Genomic DNA, 15371 nt, shown 5'->3' with positions numbered 1-15371 from the left:
AGTATTCTACCTGCCGTGCCTGGGGTTTGTACCGTGATATCCGTTTCCGCCGGGTTGACGTCTAACGTAAGCGTGTACCCGGCTAGCTCGATGGTGTCGCCATCGGCTACCGTCATTGCCGAGTAGTTCGCATTGCCAGCAAGTGTGATTGTCGGCATTAAACGCTCCAGCTTTCTGATAGAGCATCGTTGATTTGGGCTTGGACATCGGCAAGCGTGATCGATCCGTCCGCGAGATCGTTGTTCGTCCTTACTGCGTCGATTGCATCGTTTAGTGCTGCTACTCTCGCCGATTTTCGCCGCGTTGCGGCCTCAACTTCGATCGCGTCTGCGACATCTGCCGCGGTTACATCGCCATACCTCCAGCCACCGCCGAGTGCCGCGATAGCCTCAAAGTCGTCAGCGCTTGGCATTTCTGGTTGTCCGCCGAATTGCAAAGCGAGCGACTTTAGCTGCGATCCATATTCCGGCAGCGTGGTGTCGAAAAGATTGTTGCGGTCGTTCGTTATATGGCTGAACCATTGATTCACCGGAGCCGCCATCGCGGGGGCGTTCTCACTCACGTATACAATCATGTTCACCACGGTTCCCGACCATTTTTCGCCGGTATCCTGCGGCCGGATTAGTCGCACCAACATTCCGCGATTGTTCAACAGGAACAGCAGGTCGCCCAAGTCAATAGCGTGTCGCGTTTTTGGTGTCGCATTCAAAGCCTCCGCGATCTCTTGAGCGGTCAAACTTTGATATTCCGCGATTTTTTTTATGTCTTCGATCATTTACATACTTATTGCAAAAGGAGGTAGTCAAGTTCGAAAAGTAGCTCGTCGGCTCCTTGCGATTCGGCCGCGAGGAAAGCCGCTTTTCTCTGTTGCAACATGTCCCAATTTCCGCCCGCGTCGGTTCTGATTTCGGCGGTCGTTCCTGCGTAGGCTTCGCCGACTACCGGGCCAACGTGGAATAGTTCCGCTTCGATCACTTCGCGTATCACCCGGTCGTTTTCTTCATCGCGGCGCCACTCTTCCGCGATCGCTGCAAATGAGATACTCGCGCCGCTCACGTCACCGCGGCGAATTTTCGCGCCGATTGATACGTGGTCCGGGTCTTCGGGATCGTAGGGCACAGCGTATCGCAAGCCGCGGCGGTCGCTCGACAATTGAAGTAGGCGCGAACGTCTTCCGAGCACCCGGCGTTCGTCGTGAAACGGTGCGCAAAAACAATCGCGATCGCTCGCGAGGAACTTGTCGAAGCATCCGGGGCGAAAGCGTTCGACCAGGTCGAAGTCTACCCGGTACTCCGTTTCGGGGTCGTTCGCGTCGAAATAAACGGCGCCATATCCGCTAATGAGGACCGGGGCGTCGCCATCGGCTCGGCTTTCGATCGCGGCTCGCGATCGCGGTAGAAGTGCGGATCGCTTTTCGGTCTTGGTCATTCGGCTACCTTATTGTCGGGTTCGGCTTCGTTTTCGGGCTTCTCTTTGGTCGGCAAGTTGTACCATCGGCGCACCTCGTTTGTTTCTAGCCATCCGGCTTGGATTCCTTGCGTTGCAATGTTCGCTCGAGCGGCTCCGTCGGTCCACTGTAGCGCGTCAATCACGTACTCGATAAAGTGCGTCCCCATCTCGCTCGGCCTGAGTAGCTTTCGGTTCGCTTGTGCCATCACCCGGCGCAAGTGCGGACCGCAAGTGGAGCGAATGTATCGCTTCTCTTCCTGCTCTAGGGAGTTGTAGGCGACGGAATCTTTCAAGCCCAGTCGCGACGGCGGTATGTTGTAGATTTGCGCGACGTGTCGGGTCTCTGTTTCATCGAGTTCGCCCAGCTGCGCGTCCTTTGGGCTCGCCGATGTGCGAATAAACTCGAAGCCGTCTCGCAGAATCAAGGTTTTGAACCAGTTCGCCGGGTTCGCTTTGGTGCGGACTCCCTCTTCGACGTTGTCGATTGCTGCCGGGCTCGCGCCTTGTGGTGCTCTTAACACTCCGCCAACGTGCGCCCCGTTCTCAAAGAACGAAGCGGCGAATTTTTGTAGCGATGTTCCGGTTTTGAACGTGTCCGCGTATCGGCGAATGGGGGACGACGGTGTCAATCCGTCGAGTCTTACGCCGCTATGGTGCAAAACGTCTGCCTCTGGTAACACAATCGGCGGGGTTCCGTAATTCACCCAATACACCCGGCGGTTCACCTTCACGGGTCGCCACGCGTCAGGGTCGAGTCGATGCATCGCGATAGGCTTTATTCCGCGGCGTTCGATCCATAACAGACCGCAACCGCGCAGCAGGGCGTCATGGTAAAAATCGAACCACATGTCGAAGGCGGTGGTGTATTCGTTCGGCGCCCCGTCCAAATTCAGCAGGCTATAGGATTCGTGCGACTTGTCTTTGTCGCGGTTCTTTCCGTTTCGCTTGTAAGTCGCCAACGGTAAACTCGCGCAGTCGCCCGCGATCATCCCCACGGCTTGCGCCACTGGTGGATATCCTGCCAGCTTTTCGACGGTTAACGCGTTGCCAAATCCCGCGATCGAGCTGTTCAGCGAATCGACAATTGAAGCGTTTGGGTTTTCCATCGTCGGCGTCATCGCGTTCCGGCGTTCCGGCGCGATGATGTCGGCGATCGCGTTTAGGATTCTTCCCATTCTAGTTTCCTTCCGCGATATATGCCGCGGCGATTGCGCCCGCGTAAATCGCCGCGGCTGCGGTTGCGGTCGATAGCGGGCAACTTGCCAACAATGCCAAGGCGCTAGCCGAGTAGATCACGGCCGCGGTGCGTATAGCTTTGTGTCTCGCGGCGGTTTTCACGGTTTCGATCATCGCGGACCGTATAAAACGGTTCACCATTGCCGCGGCGTTTCTTAGTCGCTGGCGCTTGTTCATTTTCGTAGGCTCACTAGTACGTCGATGAACATCAGCAGATACGCCAGCATCGCGGCGCCGATCAGCATTCCGGCCGCGAGGGATGCCGATAGAAACGCGATAGAAACGACCATGATTGCGGCCAGCACCATTGCGCCCCACTCTGCCGCGTTCTGCGATTGAAACGCGAGCAGCCACTCGCGGAGGTCGAAATAAGCCGCGTTTGTGATTCTCACGGCGGCGCGTAGTCTCGTTAGAGGTTTCATCGCTTAAAACATCTCTGGTTTGCGTGTGTCGTAGAATGTCGGCGACTCTTCGACGGTTACTTGCATTCGTCGATTGGTCGCTATGATCGCGGCCGTTATCCCGTCAATGCGTCCGTTTGAGCGTCCTTTCATCGGCCGGATTTGCTCGTTTGTGTCCTGGTATACGATCACGTTCCCGATCATCCATGAGATAGCGGGGTTGTGGTCATGTCGGAGTTTTCCGGCTTCAATGAGTCGTTCGAATTCGGTCGACGGCGGCGACATAAACGACATTCGCGGCGGAACTTGCACGGTATTTAGCCCGTCCTCTCCGCGTAGCATTTGGTTACATAGAAGCTCAGCCATCGCGGGGTCGTACCCTAGTTCTTTCATCGGTGTTTCTTCGTGGGCTTCGACTATGTCCTTCCGTATCCGGGAAAAGTCGATCGAGGCACCAGGCGTCGCAGTGACGAAGCCACGCTGCACCCAATCAACCAACGGGATTTGGTCGCTGTGTTGTTTCTCCGCGACTAGCTCCTCTGGCACCCACAATTTGAATAGGTACGAAAGCGTTCCGTCGTCGTGCTCGAATAGCCGGACCAGCGCTGCGAAGTCGTGCACGCGTGCGAGGTCCACGCCCGCGTAGCACGGCTGGCCGACCAGGTCTTGCTCGTTCGCTTCGGGTAGTGCGTCCCACGCCGAAACATCAAGCCAGGCGTCCCTCGGTTGCGTCCACTGATTCAACCGGTAGCGTTTCAAGTCGCCGATTCGTTGCGGCGATCCCTTTGCCTGGTTTATCGCGGCTTCGATTTGTCGCTCGGGTAGTGTGATTCCGTAGGACGGGTTCGCTTTCTTCCACGTCGCGGTCTTCTTCCAATCCGCATCGGCCGGCGCTTCGAAAATTAGCGGTAAATGGTCGATCGACATATCTTTACCCTCGCTGATTCGCTTCGCTCGCTCGTATTCCTCATAGCAGATCGAGGTCAGGTTATCGCCGGCGGTGGTGATCATAAAAACCAGCGAATTCAGTCGCGCCGATGTTGCATACAGCAGCGATCCGAAAAACGAGCGGTCTTTCCACTCGTGCAGTTCGTCAAGGATCAAGCAGTTTGCGTTCTTCCCTTGCGAACTCCCTCCGCTCGCGGTTATTGCTGCGATAACCGCGTTGCGCGTCTGGTGGATGGCTCTGTAGGTCGAGCGTCGCACGTCGAAGATTTTGGAAAGTGCGTCGCTTCGTTCGATCATTCCGGCGGCTTCGTCGAAACAGTCGGCCGCTTGTGATCTCGCGACGGCGGTCATGAACACTCGCGCGCCGACTTGCTCCAGTGCCTCGCGGATCGCGATCCCTGCGGCTAGCTGCGTTTTGCCGTTCTTCTTCGGTATGAACGTGAAGCAACTTAGGAAGCGTCGCGTTCCGTCGGGCATCCTCCATCCGTATAGCGGACCGATCAGCCCGTGCCATTGCCAGTCGAGCAACAAGAACGGTTTCCCGTCGAAGGGCGCCTTTCCGTGTGTCAATACGCTTTCGAATAGGTTCCGCGTCGCCATCGCGGCGCCGATGTCGAAGTAGCAACCGCGAGCGACGGCTACTTCATCCTGTGGGGTCTGGATCCAATCGGCCCAGCCTTCATCGGCTGCGCGTTTAAGTTGCGCCCGTGTGGGTGTGTATTTCGGTTTTGCGGCCACTGGTCAATTCTTCGCTTTCGTCGCGGCCGCTTTGCGTTTCTTTCGCGGGCTCTTCGCGACGGTTCTAGCGGCTCGCTTTCCCGCGGCTTTCTTCGGCGGCGGGTTCACTGCTGCGCCCTGCATCCCCACGCCCGCTAGAACGGCTGCGATGGGGTCGACGGCTGATGCTTTTGACTTTGGTCCGTCGCCGATGCGCAAGCCAACGCGATATGCCGGCCCCAGCCCCAGCACTTTTGCCCAGCGATTGCAATCGCTCGCGAATTTTCCAAGTAGCGTCGCGGCCGGCGTCGGCTGTGAGTATTTCAAATTTCCCTCGGCGTCGAAAAACTCCTGCGTGTATCCGTTCTTCGTCACGTCGTTAAACATCTCTCGCCAGGATGCGTACGATATGCACCACATTTCGAGGATAGGTAGATCGAGCGTCGCGAGCATTTCGACGGCGTGAAGTTCTTCGGTTACTAGTTGCCACGCGTCGCACGCGAGCGGCGGCAGCCACCCTGGCGCGTCTGGTACTTCCGACAGTGTTCGCGGCTCCGGCTCATCGTCGGGCAATTGTCTGTGGCCGGGATTTCCTTCGAGGCGTTTTCTGGCGGTCGGCTTCGGTAGTGGTCCACGTTTGCCCATCGGTCTGTAGTCGCTCGCGGTGTGTGTTACTTGCTTTCGCGTTGATCATCCGCGAAAGCTTTCGCCCGTCGGACTTTTGGAGGGTCGGGGAGAATCTCCGGAAAAGCAGCCAATTGTCGGGTTTTCCGTTCCATTGCTCGCGGTATGTTTTTTCCGCCATGCGTGCGGCATGAAGTCGGGCGCGTTCCTCTTTTTGCATTAGCGGAGCTTCAATGCGAGTTGCAACACGCGGCGAAATAGTCGCCTCGGTCAATGCCGGCCTTTCTTACATCGAGGCCGCAAGGCTTGCGGGCGTCTCGGTGTCAACGGCTTGGCGATGGGTTCACGTCGACACACTCAGTCCGCCGATTCGCCGGCCGACTTTGTCGGAAGATCAGAAGCGGAAAATCCGCGACGCGATCGACAGCGGGCAAGCTTCGCTCCGTCAGATCGCGATTGCCGCGGGCGTGCATCACAGCACGGTTTGTGTCATACGCGACAGGATGACGGTCGGTGGCCATCGGCCGCGCCCGTTACGCTGCCGCGGCTGCGGCTCGCTCATCAATACTCAGGTTTGTTTGCAATGCGAAGCATCTCTCGCCCGTTCTTCTTGTTGTGCCTGCTAGGGGTCTCGCTCTTGGCTGGTTGCGCTGACTTGCAACCGCGGCCGGCTTTTGTCTTTTCCCCACCCTCGGTCGAGTTTCCACCCGCGGTCAATCTGCCGTTTTCCATGCGGCAGGTTAACTGGCTCCACCGCGGGGAAGGCTCCTGCGCCGTCGCGTCGCTCATTAGTCATATCAACTGGCAAAATGACACAGCGCGAGCGGCGCGAATCCGTCGCACCTACGGCGGCGGGCAAACTGCGCGAAGCTTAAAGGCGATTTGCAGCGCGGAGCGTATACCGTTTGCCGCTACGGAAAGCGGCGATGTTGAATTCTTAAAGTGGGCAAGTCGAACACGTCGCGGTGCGGTCGTGTGGTACTTCACGGCTCACGCCGTCACGTTCTGCGGGTTTGGTACCAAAAATGGCGACACCGTCGCTGTGTTGCTCGATAACAACCGGACGAAGACCCCGCTTTCGATTCCAGTCAATGAGTTTGTGACAAACTGGCGTCGGTATGGTGGGTTTGCTTTAACTGCACTCGGGGCCCCCGCGCCCGCTCCTTTCTATGAACGATGGATTCCATGCAAAACCTTAAACGTCTCCGCTCCCCCTCGCTATTGCCTCGGTTCGTCTTCGGGCTCGGCTTTGCTCTCCTCTGCTCCATGTCGACAGGTTGCCTGCTCATCGGCAGCCCTGATTCCGCAAGCGATCAGTTCCCGCGACGCGATCGCGATCGCGACGGGTTCTTCAACCGCGATCGCGGTGATTCCTTCGACTCGAACGACTTCGATTGTCCCGGCGGGGAGTGTCCGGCCGATTGTCCCGGCGGGGAGTGTCCGGCCGATTGCTCGGACGGCTCTTGTCCATGTGATCGGGGCAGCATCGGTTCAACAACTACGGTTTCTGCCGATCGCGCCGCGGCCGCTCTCGTCTCTCGTCACGCCGTGCAATGCCTCGGGACTTGTCATGTCGAAATCTCCAGGAAAGCGGCCGCAAGTCCGGTCGATAGCTCGAAACTTAACGAAGTTAAAACCGGCTCGTATGGTTGCGTTCGATGTCGAAAGCCTACCGTCGGCGATGGTTGGCATAACTTAGTTACCGATTCCGGCGACTCTGCGTTGTTCCTCTGTGAGTCGTGCTGGGGAAAACTTTCGCCGTCTGAGCGGCTCGGTTTTCTTAACGTCTATCTTCAAAGAACGAACACCGCTGGCTCTGCCATCGGTGATCGGCTCAAGTCCGCTATCCGGTAATTTACGGCGTTCTAATGTTTCTGCGTTTCGCGTTTTTGGTTTGTGTCGCGTTGCTCTCGTGTTCCGTCTCGCCGGCGGGCACTCCGGCTGACGATAGCGGCCGCTATCAGCTCATCTTCGTCGGGGACTCCGGCGAATTCGCGGAGTTTTTCCGCGAGCACTCCGGGCTCCGCTCGCTCGCTTCGAAGTGCCGAGTGGTCCGCTATTCGGTCGACGATACGCTTTTCAAAACGCGATTTGCAAAGTCGATGCCGGCCGGCTCCTCGCCTCCGGCGTTTATTTTCGCGCGTCCTGATTCCGGCGTTTTGTACTTGGCGACTCGTGACAGTTTGCCCGCTTCGGCCGATGCGTTCTATTCCGACTTGCGGACTTGCTATCGCCTCGCGGGTGAAGGCAGCGACGGCGCGGAAACTCGCGACGGTGGGCGAGCTCGTCTCGGTGGTCGTCTGCTCGATAGCCTCGGGAAGCTTCCCGCGATCCGTCGCGAATTGGACGGCATCAATAGTTCACTCTCTCGAATTCGTTCCGACTCCGCAGTCCTGGTCGCTCTCGCGGTCGTCGCGGCGTTGTTGCTCGCTCACTTACTCACACCTCCACGGCCCGCCCGATGACTACTGCTATTGTTGTATTTTTTATCGCCTTCGCTTTGTTCGTCGCGGTTCGCCGCGGTGTCTTTTCGCGGTTCACTGGATCCGGTAATGCGATTCCCTTGCTGCCGTTCACCGCTCCCGGTGATCAGCCGCCCCGCGCCTCTGAATGGGAAAAGCAACTTCTAGCGGATGCTCTGGACGATCATCGCCGCGACAAAGCGAAGGCTTCGCTTTTCGCGGAACTTCGCGCCATTAGCGATCCCGGCCCGTCTGCTTCGCCGGCTTCATCCGCGAAGCCCGCGAATCCTTTCGAATAATGTCCGTACCCCGCGCCCGCCGCGCTTGCGTCCGATGTGGTCGAGCACACATTAACCGCTCTCCGCGTTGCACCACTTGCGGCGGCGCGGCCCAGCCCACGCCGCGGCCGGTCGATCGGCGCCGACCGTCCGCGGCGAAACGTGGCTATGGTCGCAAGTGGAGACTTGCGAGGATCGCGTTTCTCTCCGATCCTGTAAACCACGTTTGCAAGGGTTGCGGCGACGCGATCGCGGTCGAGGTCGACCATATCGTCCCCCATCGCGGCGACTTAAAACTTTTCTGGCGCCGCTCTAATTGGCAAGGGCTCTGCAAGCCTTGCCACTCTCGCAAAACCGCCCGCGGAGGTTAGGGCATTGGCTAATCGGTTTTCGCCGTCATGTTGTTGCGGCTGCAATTGTGAACAATCAATTCTAGGTTTCCAGCCCGACGGCTCCGGCGGTTTTCTCGATTGGATTCCGACGGCCGCGGTTTCTCCGGCGCAGTCGGCCGCGGCGCCTCGGATCGTCTCCGATTGCACATTGATCAGCCGCGAGGAGGTTTTCTGCAAGAGCCCGGTTCCGTTCTTCGCATATCTCAACGGGTCGGTGGCTTATTCCTCGGTCGGCGTTGGTAATGCTCTGCCACGTCTTGATGGCGTTTCGGTCCGGATTATGACGCGAGTTTCCGCGTCGATCTCTGACGGGCTCGCGACGGTCGGCGACCATTGTTTCCTAGATTTGCAGATCATCGACGGCCCGGCCGGATTTACGCAAAAAACGGCCGCGGTTCGTGTTGGCGTTTGCATTGATGGCGAGGATCACGTCTTGGCAACTGGCGCCGGCTTTCCTAACTCGCTGCAAAGTCAATTGGTGTCGCCGTTTGGGATGATCAAGGAAGTTGTCGGGGCCAATATCCCTATCTCACATTTCGGCGGACTCATCGGCCGCGAATTCAATCCTTTTTTTGAGGGCGATTATTTTCTTGCTGTCGACGACGTTTTGATTGATGCCGGTTCGAATGGTTCGCTTTCGGCTTCGAAGGGAAGCGTTTACCGGCTCGTCGATGTTTTCAACTTCGATCATCCGGATAGCTGGCAAGAGGTTTCCGCGGCCGAATTCAACGACGTCGTTTTCGGCGCCGGTGAACCGCATCAGTCAACTAGCCTCTTGCTCTCGGATTCGCCGCAGGACTTTTCGGCGCTTCCTGGTCGTCGTGTTGGTGTCAAGTTCACGGGGTTATCTGATTCCGATTCATTTCCCGGCGTCAATGTCATAGCCGGCAACTCGGTTACTCCTTCGCTGCCGCTTTGTCATCTTGGGGCGCCTCCGATGCAGCGGGAAGCGGTGTTTCGCTCGACTCCCTTCGCGAAGTATACGGGGTCGCTCGTTGGTGGTCCCGCCTCGCTGCCCTTTCGAGGTTATTCTCTACCTCTTTTCGGTAGTGATTATCTGGAAGGCTATCGCTATCTATACGGCCAAGAATTCGGGCTCCCGTCTGGTGGCTATCAATTCACTCGGAACGATTATTTTAAGTTTGGTCCGACCGGTTCTCCTGACTATGCTTGGCAATTCCTTTACTTAAAGGTTTCCGTTACGATCCGGCTCGACATCACCCAGCCGCGCGTAGGATTCTGGTCGGCCGCGGCTTTCGCAACTATTGAACTTCGCGAGGGTTTGGCCGTTGAAAATTTTTCGCTTGCTGATCTCAAGGCGGGCGTTTTCGCTCTCAAGCCTCAGCCCGGCGCATTGTTCGAAATTCCAACCTATCCCGCGGGCCCTACATTTGGAGAAACGTCGCAAGTCTTCGGACCGTTTCCTGGTCATTACATGGACGACTTTTCGGCGACGTTGTCCCCAGTCGCGAGCGGTCCGGATCCTTCACTCGCGGCGATGGTCAGCGTTTATGATCTCACAATAGGCGTCCCGGTCCCCCAGCCATGATTCAGCCCGCTGTTTCTTGTTGTGTTCGATGCCGGCAAATATCTGTCGGCCGTTGCGTTCGATGCAGCGATAAAGTTCTTTCGGCAAGCCTCGCTTTGAAGGTCTGCCGTTCGAATCGCTGCGGGTTCTTTGGTAGCAGCCCCGGTTGTGATCCTGGTTGCCTCCATCCGGGGATGGTTCGGCCGTGTCGCACGTTCGACCACTTTTACCGCGGCGGTTTTTGCGTCGCCCTTCTTCCTTCTCGCTGATAGCGTTTTCGTTGGTCGAAGTTCCGGACGGCTTCGACTGTTTTTTCGATCGCTTCGGTTGCTTCGTGGAGTGTCCAGGTATTCACAATCCGTCCGGCTTCGTCAACGGTGATCATTCTTATCGGCTTGCGTCCTAGCTCGCCTTTGAATACCGCTGCCGCGATCACTGCCGCGGTGTTTTTGTTTTCGTCTCTCATCGGCTCAGTTCCATTTTTGCTAGGGTTCTTATGATGTTTTGCGCCGCTCGCTGCGTCGCTCTTTCGCTCATCTTCGCCGGCTCCGGATCCGCGCGTCTCAGCTTTCCGGCCGGCGCGTTTTTGGAAGGTTCCACGCGTCGCACGGGTGCGTCGGCCGGGAATCCTCCCGGCATCGTCACGCGGTTTAGAATCCTCGACAGCGTCGCGCCGTCCAACTTAAGCCGCTCGGCAAGCTTGGTTCGGAATAGCCCCACGGTCGAGCGGTTCGCGTAGTCTCTCGCCATTTGTGCGGCTCCGTCTGCGTCGCCGTCGGTGATCATCCCGGCATTGCACGCCGCGGCGACTTGCCAGACCGTCTTCACGTCGCCATTTGGCCAGCCAAGCGTCGCCATCAGTCGAGCGGTTCGCGGCGCGGTCGCTTCCGCAGTCGTCAAAAATCTTTGGTCCTCTTCCCCCTCTCGGTTTGTGGTTCCGAATGGGGAAAGAGGACCGGAATTTTTGGAATTGGAATATATAACAGTGTCGGTGCTCATTTGTCCCGGTTTTGTCCCGCAAGTTGTCCCGGTTTTGTCCCGGTTGTTGTCCCGGTTGTTGTCCCGGTTGTTGTCCCGCAAGTTGTCCCGGTTTGTTGGCATGGAATCTGGCATAATTTCACACCTTGCGTCTGGCCTTCCCGCGGTTACTACTGATCGGCAAGCGGTAGCCGTTACGGTCGTCTTCGCCGCCCGGCCGACTCCTACCGTTTTTAGCTCGCTCTGGATTATCCCGCGATCGCTCAGCCGCTTTAGAGCGCGTCGGACAATGCGTTTCCGGGATGTTATCTCGCCGCTTCCGCTTCCGATGTCTTCGTCCATCGCGAGGCGGTCAAGCGACCACTTTAGCGGCTCCCAATTCTCGCTTACTTTCGCGATCAATACGGCGACGTTCCAGTAACTCGTCCCCTCGTATATTTCCGCTTCGTCTAGTGCGGCTTTCATTCTCGCGATTCGGTCGCGAGCCATCGCGCGTCTAGCCGTCGCGATCGCGGCCGCTTCACGTTCCGCGGCGTCGCGTTCTTCTGCGAGTGTTAGCAGGTCGTCTGTGCCTTGCTTGGTCAAAACAGCACCTCCTGCCGATCGTCGGCGCTTCGTCGTCTCGCCGGCTTCGCTTTCGGTGCGTTTGCTTTGGCTGGTGGCGTGATCATCGCGAGCGACAGGCTATTCCATAGAACTTTACGCTTTCCATCCGCGAGCACGATCGACACTCCCCATCGCTCCGGCGTCGTCGTTAGTTCGGCATCAGGCAGAAAACGGCCAATCGCTTGAAGCTTCAAGCCGTTTGTTTGCTGTACTCGCTTCGCGAGTTCCACCGCTTCGTCTAGCGTCATGCTTTCGGCGTTCATGCTTTTTCGCGCCTCGCTTTCAGCTTCTCGCGAATCCGCTTCGCTTCTCGCTTATTTCCTTCGGTTACGAACAGCGGTGCAAGCCTCGGCATCGCGAATCCGCGATCGAACCAGGCCCGCAAGTCTTGTATTTGTGTTCCGCTTAGGAAAGCGATCTCGCTGTCTAGTCGCTTCATCGAAGAAAGCAGGTCTTCGTTCGTGCAAGCGCTTTCAGGCCCGAATGTTCCGCGGCGTTCCACTCTTCGATATGGGAATTGCAAGCAGATCAGCTCCGCTAGCCCTTCGTAAAGTTTCCGCGTCTCCTGCGCCTTCTTTATCACTCCTGCGCCGTAGCTTTTATCTTCGACCATTGCCGCGAGCAGTTCGGCCGTTTTTTTGTGGCGATCGTTCACGCGGTCCAGCAAATTGCATAGCGACCGCTGGCGCTCTGTGCTCAGGTCTGGGAATCCTGGGTCGCAGCTCATCGGGTCGCCTCCATTTCTAGAAGTGCCTCGCTGATCGGGACATCGTCGCGCAGCGTTGCAATCTTCCGCATCAGGTCGAGCGTTCCGTTTTCGCGAGCGGCGAAAAGCTTCTTTACCTCTCGCGGTCGAATTTGTTCGCGTTCCTCTTTTGCGAATAGGTTTCCTAGCGTCCCGTACTTCGCGAGCAGGCTTTTTGCGGTTTTCGGTCCGATCCCGTCGACTCCCGGATAATTATCCGAAGCGTCGCCAACGAGCATTTGGAATTCCACCCACTGCTCCGCGGTCACGTCAAAGTTTCGTTTCACGTCGTCCGCGGTCATCCATTCGGCCGTAAAGCGATCGCGATCGCGATTTAGCTTCCGACACTGGGTCACCTTTCCGGCTCGCAATAGTTGGCGCATGTCCTTGTCGCTGCTGAACAGTACACATCGGCGCCCGGTTGCAGTCGCGGCCGCGGCGATCGTCGCCAATACGTCGTCGGCTTCGAATTCCGGGACCGCGACACAATCCACGCACTCGTCCCAGCAGGCTTCCTTCGCGGCTTTTAGTGCGTCGTCGATCCCTTCCGGCTTCGCTCCTCGCTTTGCCTTGTATTCAGGGAAAAGCTTTCGGCGAAAGCTCTCGCTTGAATCAAACGCGACTATAGTTCGCTCGGGCTCCCATTGGCGGTTTAATGTCTGGAGTCGCGCCGCGAAGTTCTTAGCCGACTTGTCGCCCATGCACACGTCAGGGAAAAGCAAGTTGTTCGCGTCGATCGCAAACCACGTTTCCGAATAGCCTTTATTTGGCATCTCGCACCACCTTTCGCGATCCTCGCGAAAGCTCTCGCCGCAAGGCTTCACTTCGCCGCGGCGATTTGTTTTCGATCTCGCCGCGCAGAACCTTCACTTCGTCCGGTGCGACTACTCCGATAGTTACGCTCTTTCCTTGTATTCGCGTTACTGCGATCTGGACTCCGTTTCCGATCAGAATTGTTTCACCTACGCGACGGCTTAAAACTAGCATGTTGTTACCTTTTTGTTTCTAGGGTTGGGGTTTTCTTCTTCTGTCCTCAGATTCCGAAAATTTCGGCTTCCTGCTCTGGTGTGAATGCTCGCGTTACGATCACGTCGAGCTTTGCGAGTTCTTGGACCATTTCGTCCGGTTCGTTTTGGTCTTGCGTGCTCGTTCGCATCACAAGCGCGCCGCCGATTACCGCCAGCCACTCGGCGGGATCATCAACGCACAGCATCGAAGCGAAGCTTTCGACTTTCGCGCCGCGTCCTATTCGGCTAACACAATCAAAGGGGTTTCGGATCATCATCCGGGTTCCATCGTTTGCCATTGGCGTCTCCTCCTGCGCATAAGAAAAGCCACGCCCGCGCAGTCTGCGCGAACGTGGCCGGGTCTGGGTTTTAGTTTGGGGAATTCGAGCGATCAGCCAACGACGCGAAGCCGCGGTCGGTCCGGCTCCGGTTCCGGGGAGAATCCCGCGGGCATCGGTAACGAGGTTAGAGTTTCGACGATCGGCCGTTCCATGCCTCGGTAGTGTCGGCTGAAAACGTCGTTGCTGACGTGTCCCGTCACCCATCGGCCCACGCTGCCGTGCGACAGCTTCGCGCCGTGTTCGTCCGCTCGCGTTGCTGCCGTGCATCGCAGGTGTCGAATTTTGTACTCGCGATCCATCGAAAGCGGGATCCCGTCTTCGTCGAAGGTTAACTTCGGTTTCGGTTTCGCCTTCGCCGCGCTCAGTATCTCGCGCCACTGTTGATAAACTTTGTCGCGAGTCATCGGGACCGGCATCAGCGGTTCGGCTTCGTCGGCCGGCTTCATCGCTTCCCGCCATCGGTCTAGCTGGTGTCTCGCGGCCGGTGTCAGGGGTAAACACATCGCGAAGTTTTTCTTTCGTCGCGTCTTGTTCGGCACCCACGACAGCCAGCCGTGTTCGCATTCCATCACGCCGTCTTCGGCCGGCGACAATCCCGGACCGCGGACACAGCCCCAGCGTATCGGGCGCATTGTCGAGTCGTAGCGGATCAAGTCTTGTGTTCTCATCCCGTACGTCGCGAAGAGCACGACCGCAGTTTGCCACATTACGCCAGGCGACATCGGCCGGCCGTCGACGGTTTCCCGCGGCCATTTCGCGTCGGCCGCGGCTTCCATGATTCGCGACAGCTCCGCGTCTGGAATTATCAACTTGTCGATTTGCTCCGGCTGCTGAACTTTTTTCACGCGAAGCAAGCCCCGCGAATCGTCCAGCGTCCCGTCGTCCACCGCGGCCGCGATAATCTGCTCGATCGCTTGTAGCGTTTTGTTCAAACTCCGCGGCGATACCTTCCGGATTTTCCCGTCTCGCCCTGGTATTTCCGTGCCGATCACCTCGCGGCGGAACTCGGAAAGCCCGCGCGCCGTCACGTCCACAAGTAGAGGACGGGCTATCCGGTACTTGGTTTCGCTCCACCATTGCCAGCGGTGCGCGGCTTGTCTGATTTCTCCGATCCGGTCGCGAGATAGCCCGCGTTGTTCCGCTTCTGGAATGAAAGTTTCGTCGAGATACTCCTGCATCGTTGCAAGGCTCGCGTTCTGTTCGTCGGTCTTCGTGGTAGGCTCGGCCGTCGCTTCCCTTTGCCGAGTTCGGCGCGGTTTGTCGGTCAATGTTGCCTGGCTCATCTTGTTGCCTCAAAATGGTCTTGCTGCCGCGCTCGTTCCTATCATCCACACGCGCAGGCAGCGATCTTGTTATCCATGTATTGGCACCTATCCATACCGGCAGCCACGAAAGGCTAGGTCGGCTGAACCGATGGCGGGCGATATCCGTTGATCGCATAGCGAATTAACCCCGCGAATCTTCGGCGCAGCAACGAATTGCCACGCTTCGAAATGGGGGTCGACAAGGGTTGAGTGTTACCCTTGGTCCGCGTCTTAGATATTCGGTTCGCTAAAACCGAAGGCTCGCTAAAGCCACGCGACGCAAGCCGCAGGTGTTTTGTTACACCCGCGACGATAGACTCTGCGCCGCCCGTGTCAATCAGGGGGCGTTATTTTT

At 57.6% G+C, this 15371-nt stretch carries 21 protein-coding genes; 6 read left to right on the top strand and 15 right to left on the bottom strand.

Going from position 1 to position 15371, the window contains the following annotated elements:
* Positions 1 to 157: 157 nt before the first annotated feature.
* Genes Poly21_RS08015 through Poly21_RS07985 form a run of 7 tightly spaced genes read right to left on the bottom strand, consistent with a single transcriptional unit; the run spans position 158 to position 5396 of the window.
* Positions 158 to 775, bottom strand: coding sequence for a hypothetical protein (locus Poly21_RS08015; RefSeq protein WP_146406335.1), 618 nt, complete (start codon positions 773 to 775; stop codon positions 158 to 160).
* 8 nt (positions 776 to 783) lie between these two features.
* Positions 784 to 1428 (bottom strand): HK97 family phage prohead protease, encoded by a 645-nt coding sequence (locus tag Poly21_RS08010; protein WP_146406334.1) that lies wholly within the window; start codon positions 1426 to 1428, stop codon positions 784 to 786.
* Positions 1425 to 2624: a phage portal protein gene (locus tag Poly21_RS08005; protein ID WP_146406333.1), complete on the bottom strand. Its 1200-nt coding sequence runs from the start codon at positions 2622 to 2624 to the stop codon at positions 1425 to 1427. The genes Poly21_RS08010 and Poly21_RS08005 overlap by 4 nt, the downstream gene beginning before the upstream one ends.
* Position 2625: 1 nt before the next feature.
* Positions 2626 to 2862, bottom strand: a complete 237-nt coding sequence (locus Poly21_RS08000; RefSeq protein WP_146406332.1) for a hypothetical protein — start codon at positions 2860 to 2862, stop codon at positions 2626 to 2628.
* Positions 2859 to 3077: a hypothetical protein gene (locus tag Poly21_RS07995; protein WP_146406331.1), complete on the bottom strand. Its 219-nt coding sequence runs from the start codon at positions 3075 to 3077 to the stop codon at positions 2859 to 2861. Before Poly21_RS07995 ends, Poly21_RS08000 begins: the two co-directional genes overlap by 4 nt.
* 33 nt (positions 3078 to 3110) lie before the next feature.
* Positions 3111 to 4772, bottom strand: a complete 1662-nt coding sequence (locus Poly21_RS07990; RefSeq protein WP_146406330.1) for a terminase large subunit — start codon at positions 4770 to 4772, stop codon at positions 3111 to 3113.
* Positions 4773 to 4775: 3 nt separating this feature from the next.
* The gene (locus Poly21_RS07985; protein ID WP_146406329.1) at positions 4776 to 5396 is read right to left on the bottom strand and encodes a phage terminase small subunit P27 family; all 621 of its coding nucleotides are present in this window, start codon (positions 5394 to 5396) and stop codon (positions 4776 to 4778) included.
* Between the two features lie 212 nt (positions 5397 to 5608).
* Between Poly21_RS07985 and Poly21_RS28270 the strand changes: the two genes are divergently transcribed.
* The 6 genes from Poly21_RS28270 (at position 5609) to Poly21_RS07960 (ending at position 10056) form a co-directional block, all read left to right on the top strand.
* Positions 5609 to 6001, top strand: coding sequence for a helix-turn-helix domain-containing protein (locus Poly21_RS28270; protein WP_367302534.1), 393 nt, complete (start codon positions 5609 to 5611; stop codon positions 5999 to 6001).
* The gene (locus Poly21_RS07980) at positions 5959 to 7074 is read left to right on the top strand and encodes a hypothetical protein (RefSeq protein ID WP_146406328.1); all 1116 of its coding nucleotides are present in this window, start codon (positions 5959 to 5961) and stop codon (positions 7072 to 7074) included. Before Poly21_RS28270 ends, Poly21_RS07980 begins: the two co-directional genes overlap by 43 nt.
* A 169-nt stretch (positions 7075 to 7243) precedes the next feature.
* Positions 7244 to 7840 carry a hypothetical protein gene (locus tag Poly21_RS07975; RefSeq protein WP_146406327.1) on the top strand — a complete coding sequence of 199 codons (597 nt, stop codon included), beginning with the start codon at positions 7244 to 7246 and terminating at the stop codon, positions 7838 to 7840.
* Positions 7837 to 8136: a hypothetical protein gene (locus Poly21_RS07970; RefSeq protein WP_146406326.1), complete on the top strand. Its 300-nt coding sequence runs from the start codon at positions 7837 to 7839 to the stop codon at positions 8134 to 8136. The genes Poly21_RS07975 and Poly21_RS07970 overlap by 4 nt, the downstream gene beginning before the upstream one ends.
* On the top strand, positions 8136 to 8486 hold the full coding sequence (locus Poly21_RS28265; protein ID WP_146406325.1) for an HNH endonuclease signature motif containing protein: 351 nt from the start codon (positions 8136 to 8138) through the stop codon (positions 8484 to 8486). Before Poly21_RS07970 ends, Poly21_RS28265 begins: the two co-directional genes overlap by 1 nt.
* Before the next feature lie 301 nt (positions 8487 to 8787).
* The gene (locus Poly21_RS07960) at positions 8788 to 10056 is read left to right on the top strand and encodes a hypothetical protein (RefSeq protein ID WP_146406324.1); all 1269 of its coding nucleotides are present in this window, start codon (positions 8788 to 8790) and stop codon (positions 10054 to 10056) included.
* A gap of 205 nt (positions 10057 to 10261) precedes the next feature.
* Here the strand turns inward: Poly21_RS07960 and Poly21_RS07955 are convergent, their stop codons facing one another.
* The 8 genes from Poly21_RS07955 to Poly21_RS07925 form a co-directional block, all read right to left on the bottom strand.
* Entirely contained in the window at positions 10262 to 10501 is a 240-nt protein-coding gene (locus Poly21_RS07955; RefSeq protein ID WP_146406323.1) for a hypothetical protein, read from the bottom strand.
* Positions 10498 to 10935: a hypothetical protein gene (locus Poly21_RS27250; protein WP_302118068.1), complete on the bottom strand. Its 438-nt coding sequence runs from the start codon at positions 10933 to 10935 to the stop codon at positions 10498 to 10500. Before Poly21_RS27250 ends, Poly21_RS07955 begins: the two co-directional genes overlap by 4 nt.
* A gap of 659 nt (positions 10936 to 11594) precedes the next feature.
* On the bottom strand, positions 11595 to 11882 hold the full coding sequence (locus tag Poly21_RS07950) for a hypothetical protein (protein WP_146406322.1): 288 nt from the start codon (positions 11880 to 11882) through the stop codon (positions 11595 to 11597).
* Positions 11879 to 12346, bottom strand: a complete 468-nt coding sequence (locus tag Poly21_RS07945; protein WP_146406321.1) for a hypothetical protein — start codon at positions 12344 to 12346, stop codon at positions 11879 to 11881. The genes Poly21_RS07950 and Poly21_RS07945 overlap by 4 nt, the downstream gene beginning before the upstream one ends.
* The gene (locus Poly21_RS07940; RefSeq protein WP_146406320.1) at positions 12343 to 13137 is read right to left on the bottom strand and encodes a 5'-3' exonuclease; all 795 of its coding nucleotides are present in this window, start codon (positions 13135 to 13137) and stop codon (positions 12343 to 12345) included. Before Poly21_RS07940 ends, Poly21_RS07945 begins: the two co-directional genes overlap by 4 nt.
* Entirely contained in the window at positions 13127 to 13351 is a 225-nt protein-coding gene (locus Poly21_RS07935; protein WP_146406319.1) for a carbon storage regulator, read from the bottom strand. The genes Poly21_RS07940 and Poly21_RS07935 overlap by 11 nt, the downstream gene beginning before the upstream one ends.
* Before the next feature lie 46 nt (positions 13352 to 13397).
* A complete protein-coding gene (locus tag Poly21_RS07930) occupies positions 13398 to 13670 on the bottom strand; it encodes a hypothetical protein (protein ID WP_302118066.1) in 273 nt (90 codons plus the stop codon).
* 92 nt (positions 13671 to 13762) lie between these two features.
* Positions 13763 to 14995, bottom strand: coding sequence for a site-specific integrase (locus Poly21_RS07925; protein WP_146406317.1), 1233 nt, complete (start codon positions 14993 to 14995; stop codon positions 13763 to 13765).
* Positions 14996 to 15371 lie beyond the last annotated feature (376 nt).

The sequence above is a fragment of the Allorhodopirellula heiligendammensis genome (assembly GCF_007860105.1).
Classification (GTDB): Bacteria; Planctomycetota; Planctomycetia; order Pirellulales; family Pirellulaceae; genus Rhodopirellula; species Rhodopirellula heiligendammensis.
This window is presented reverse-complemented; position numbering and strand designations above follow the sequence as displayed.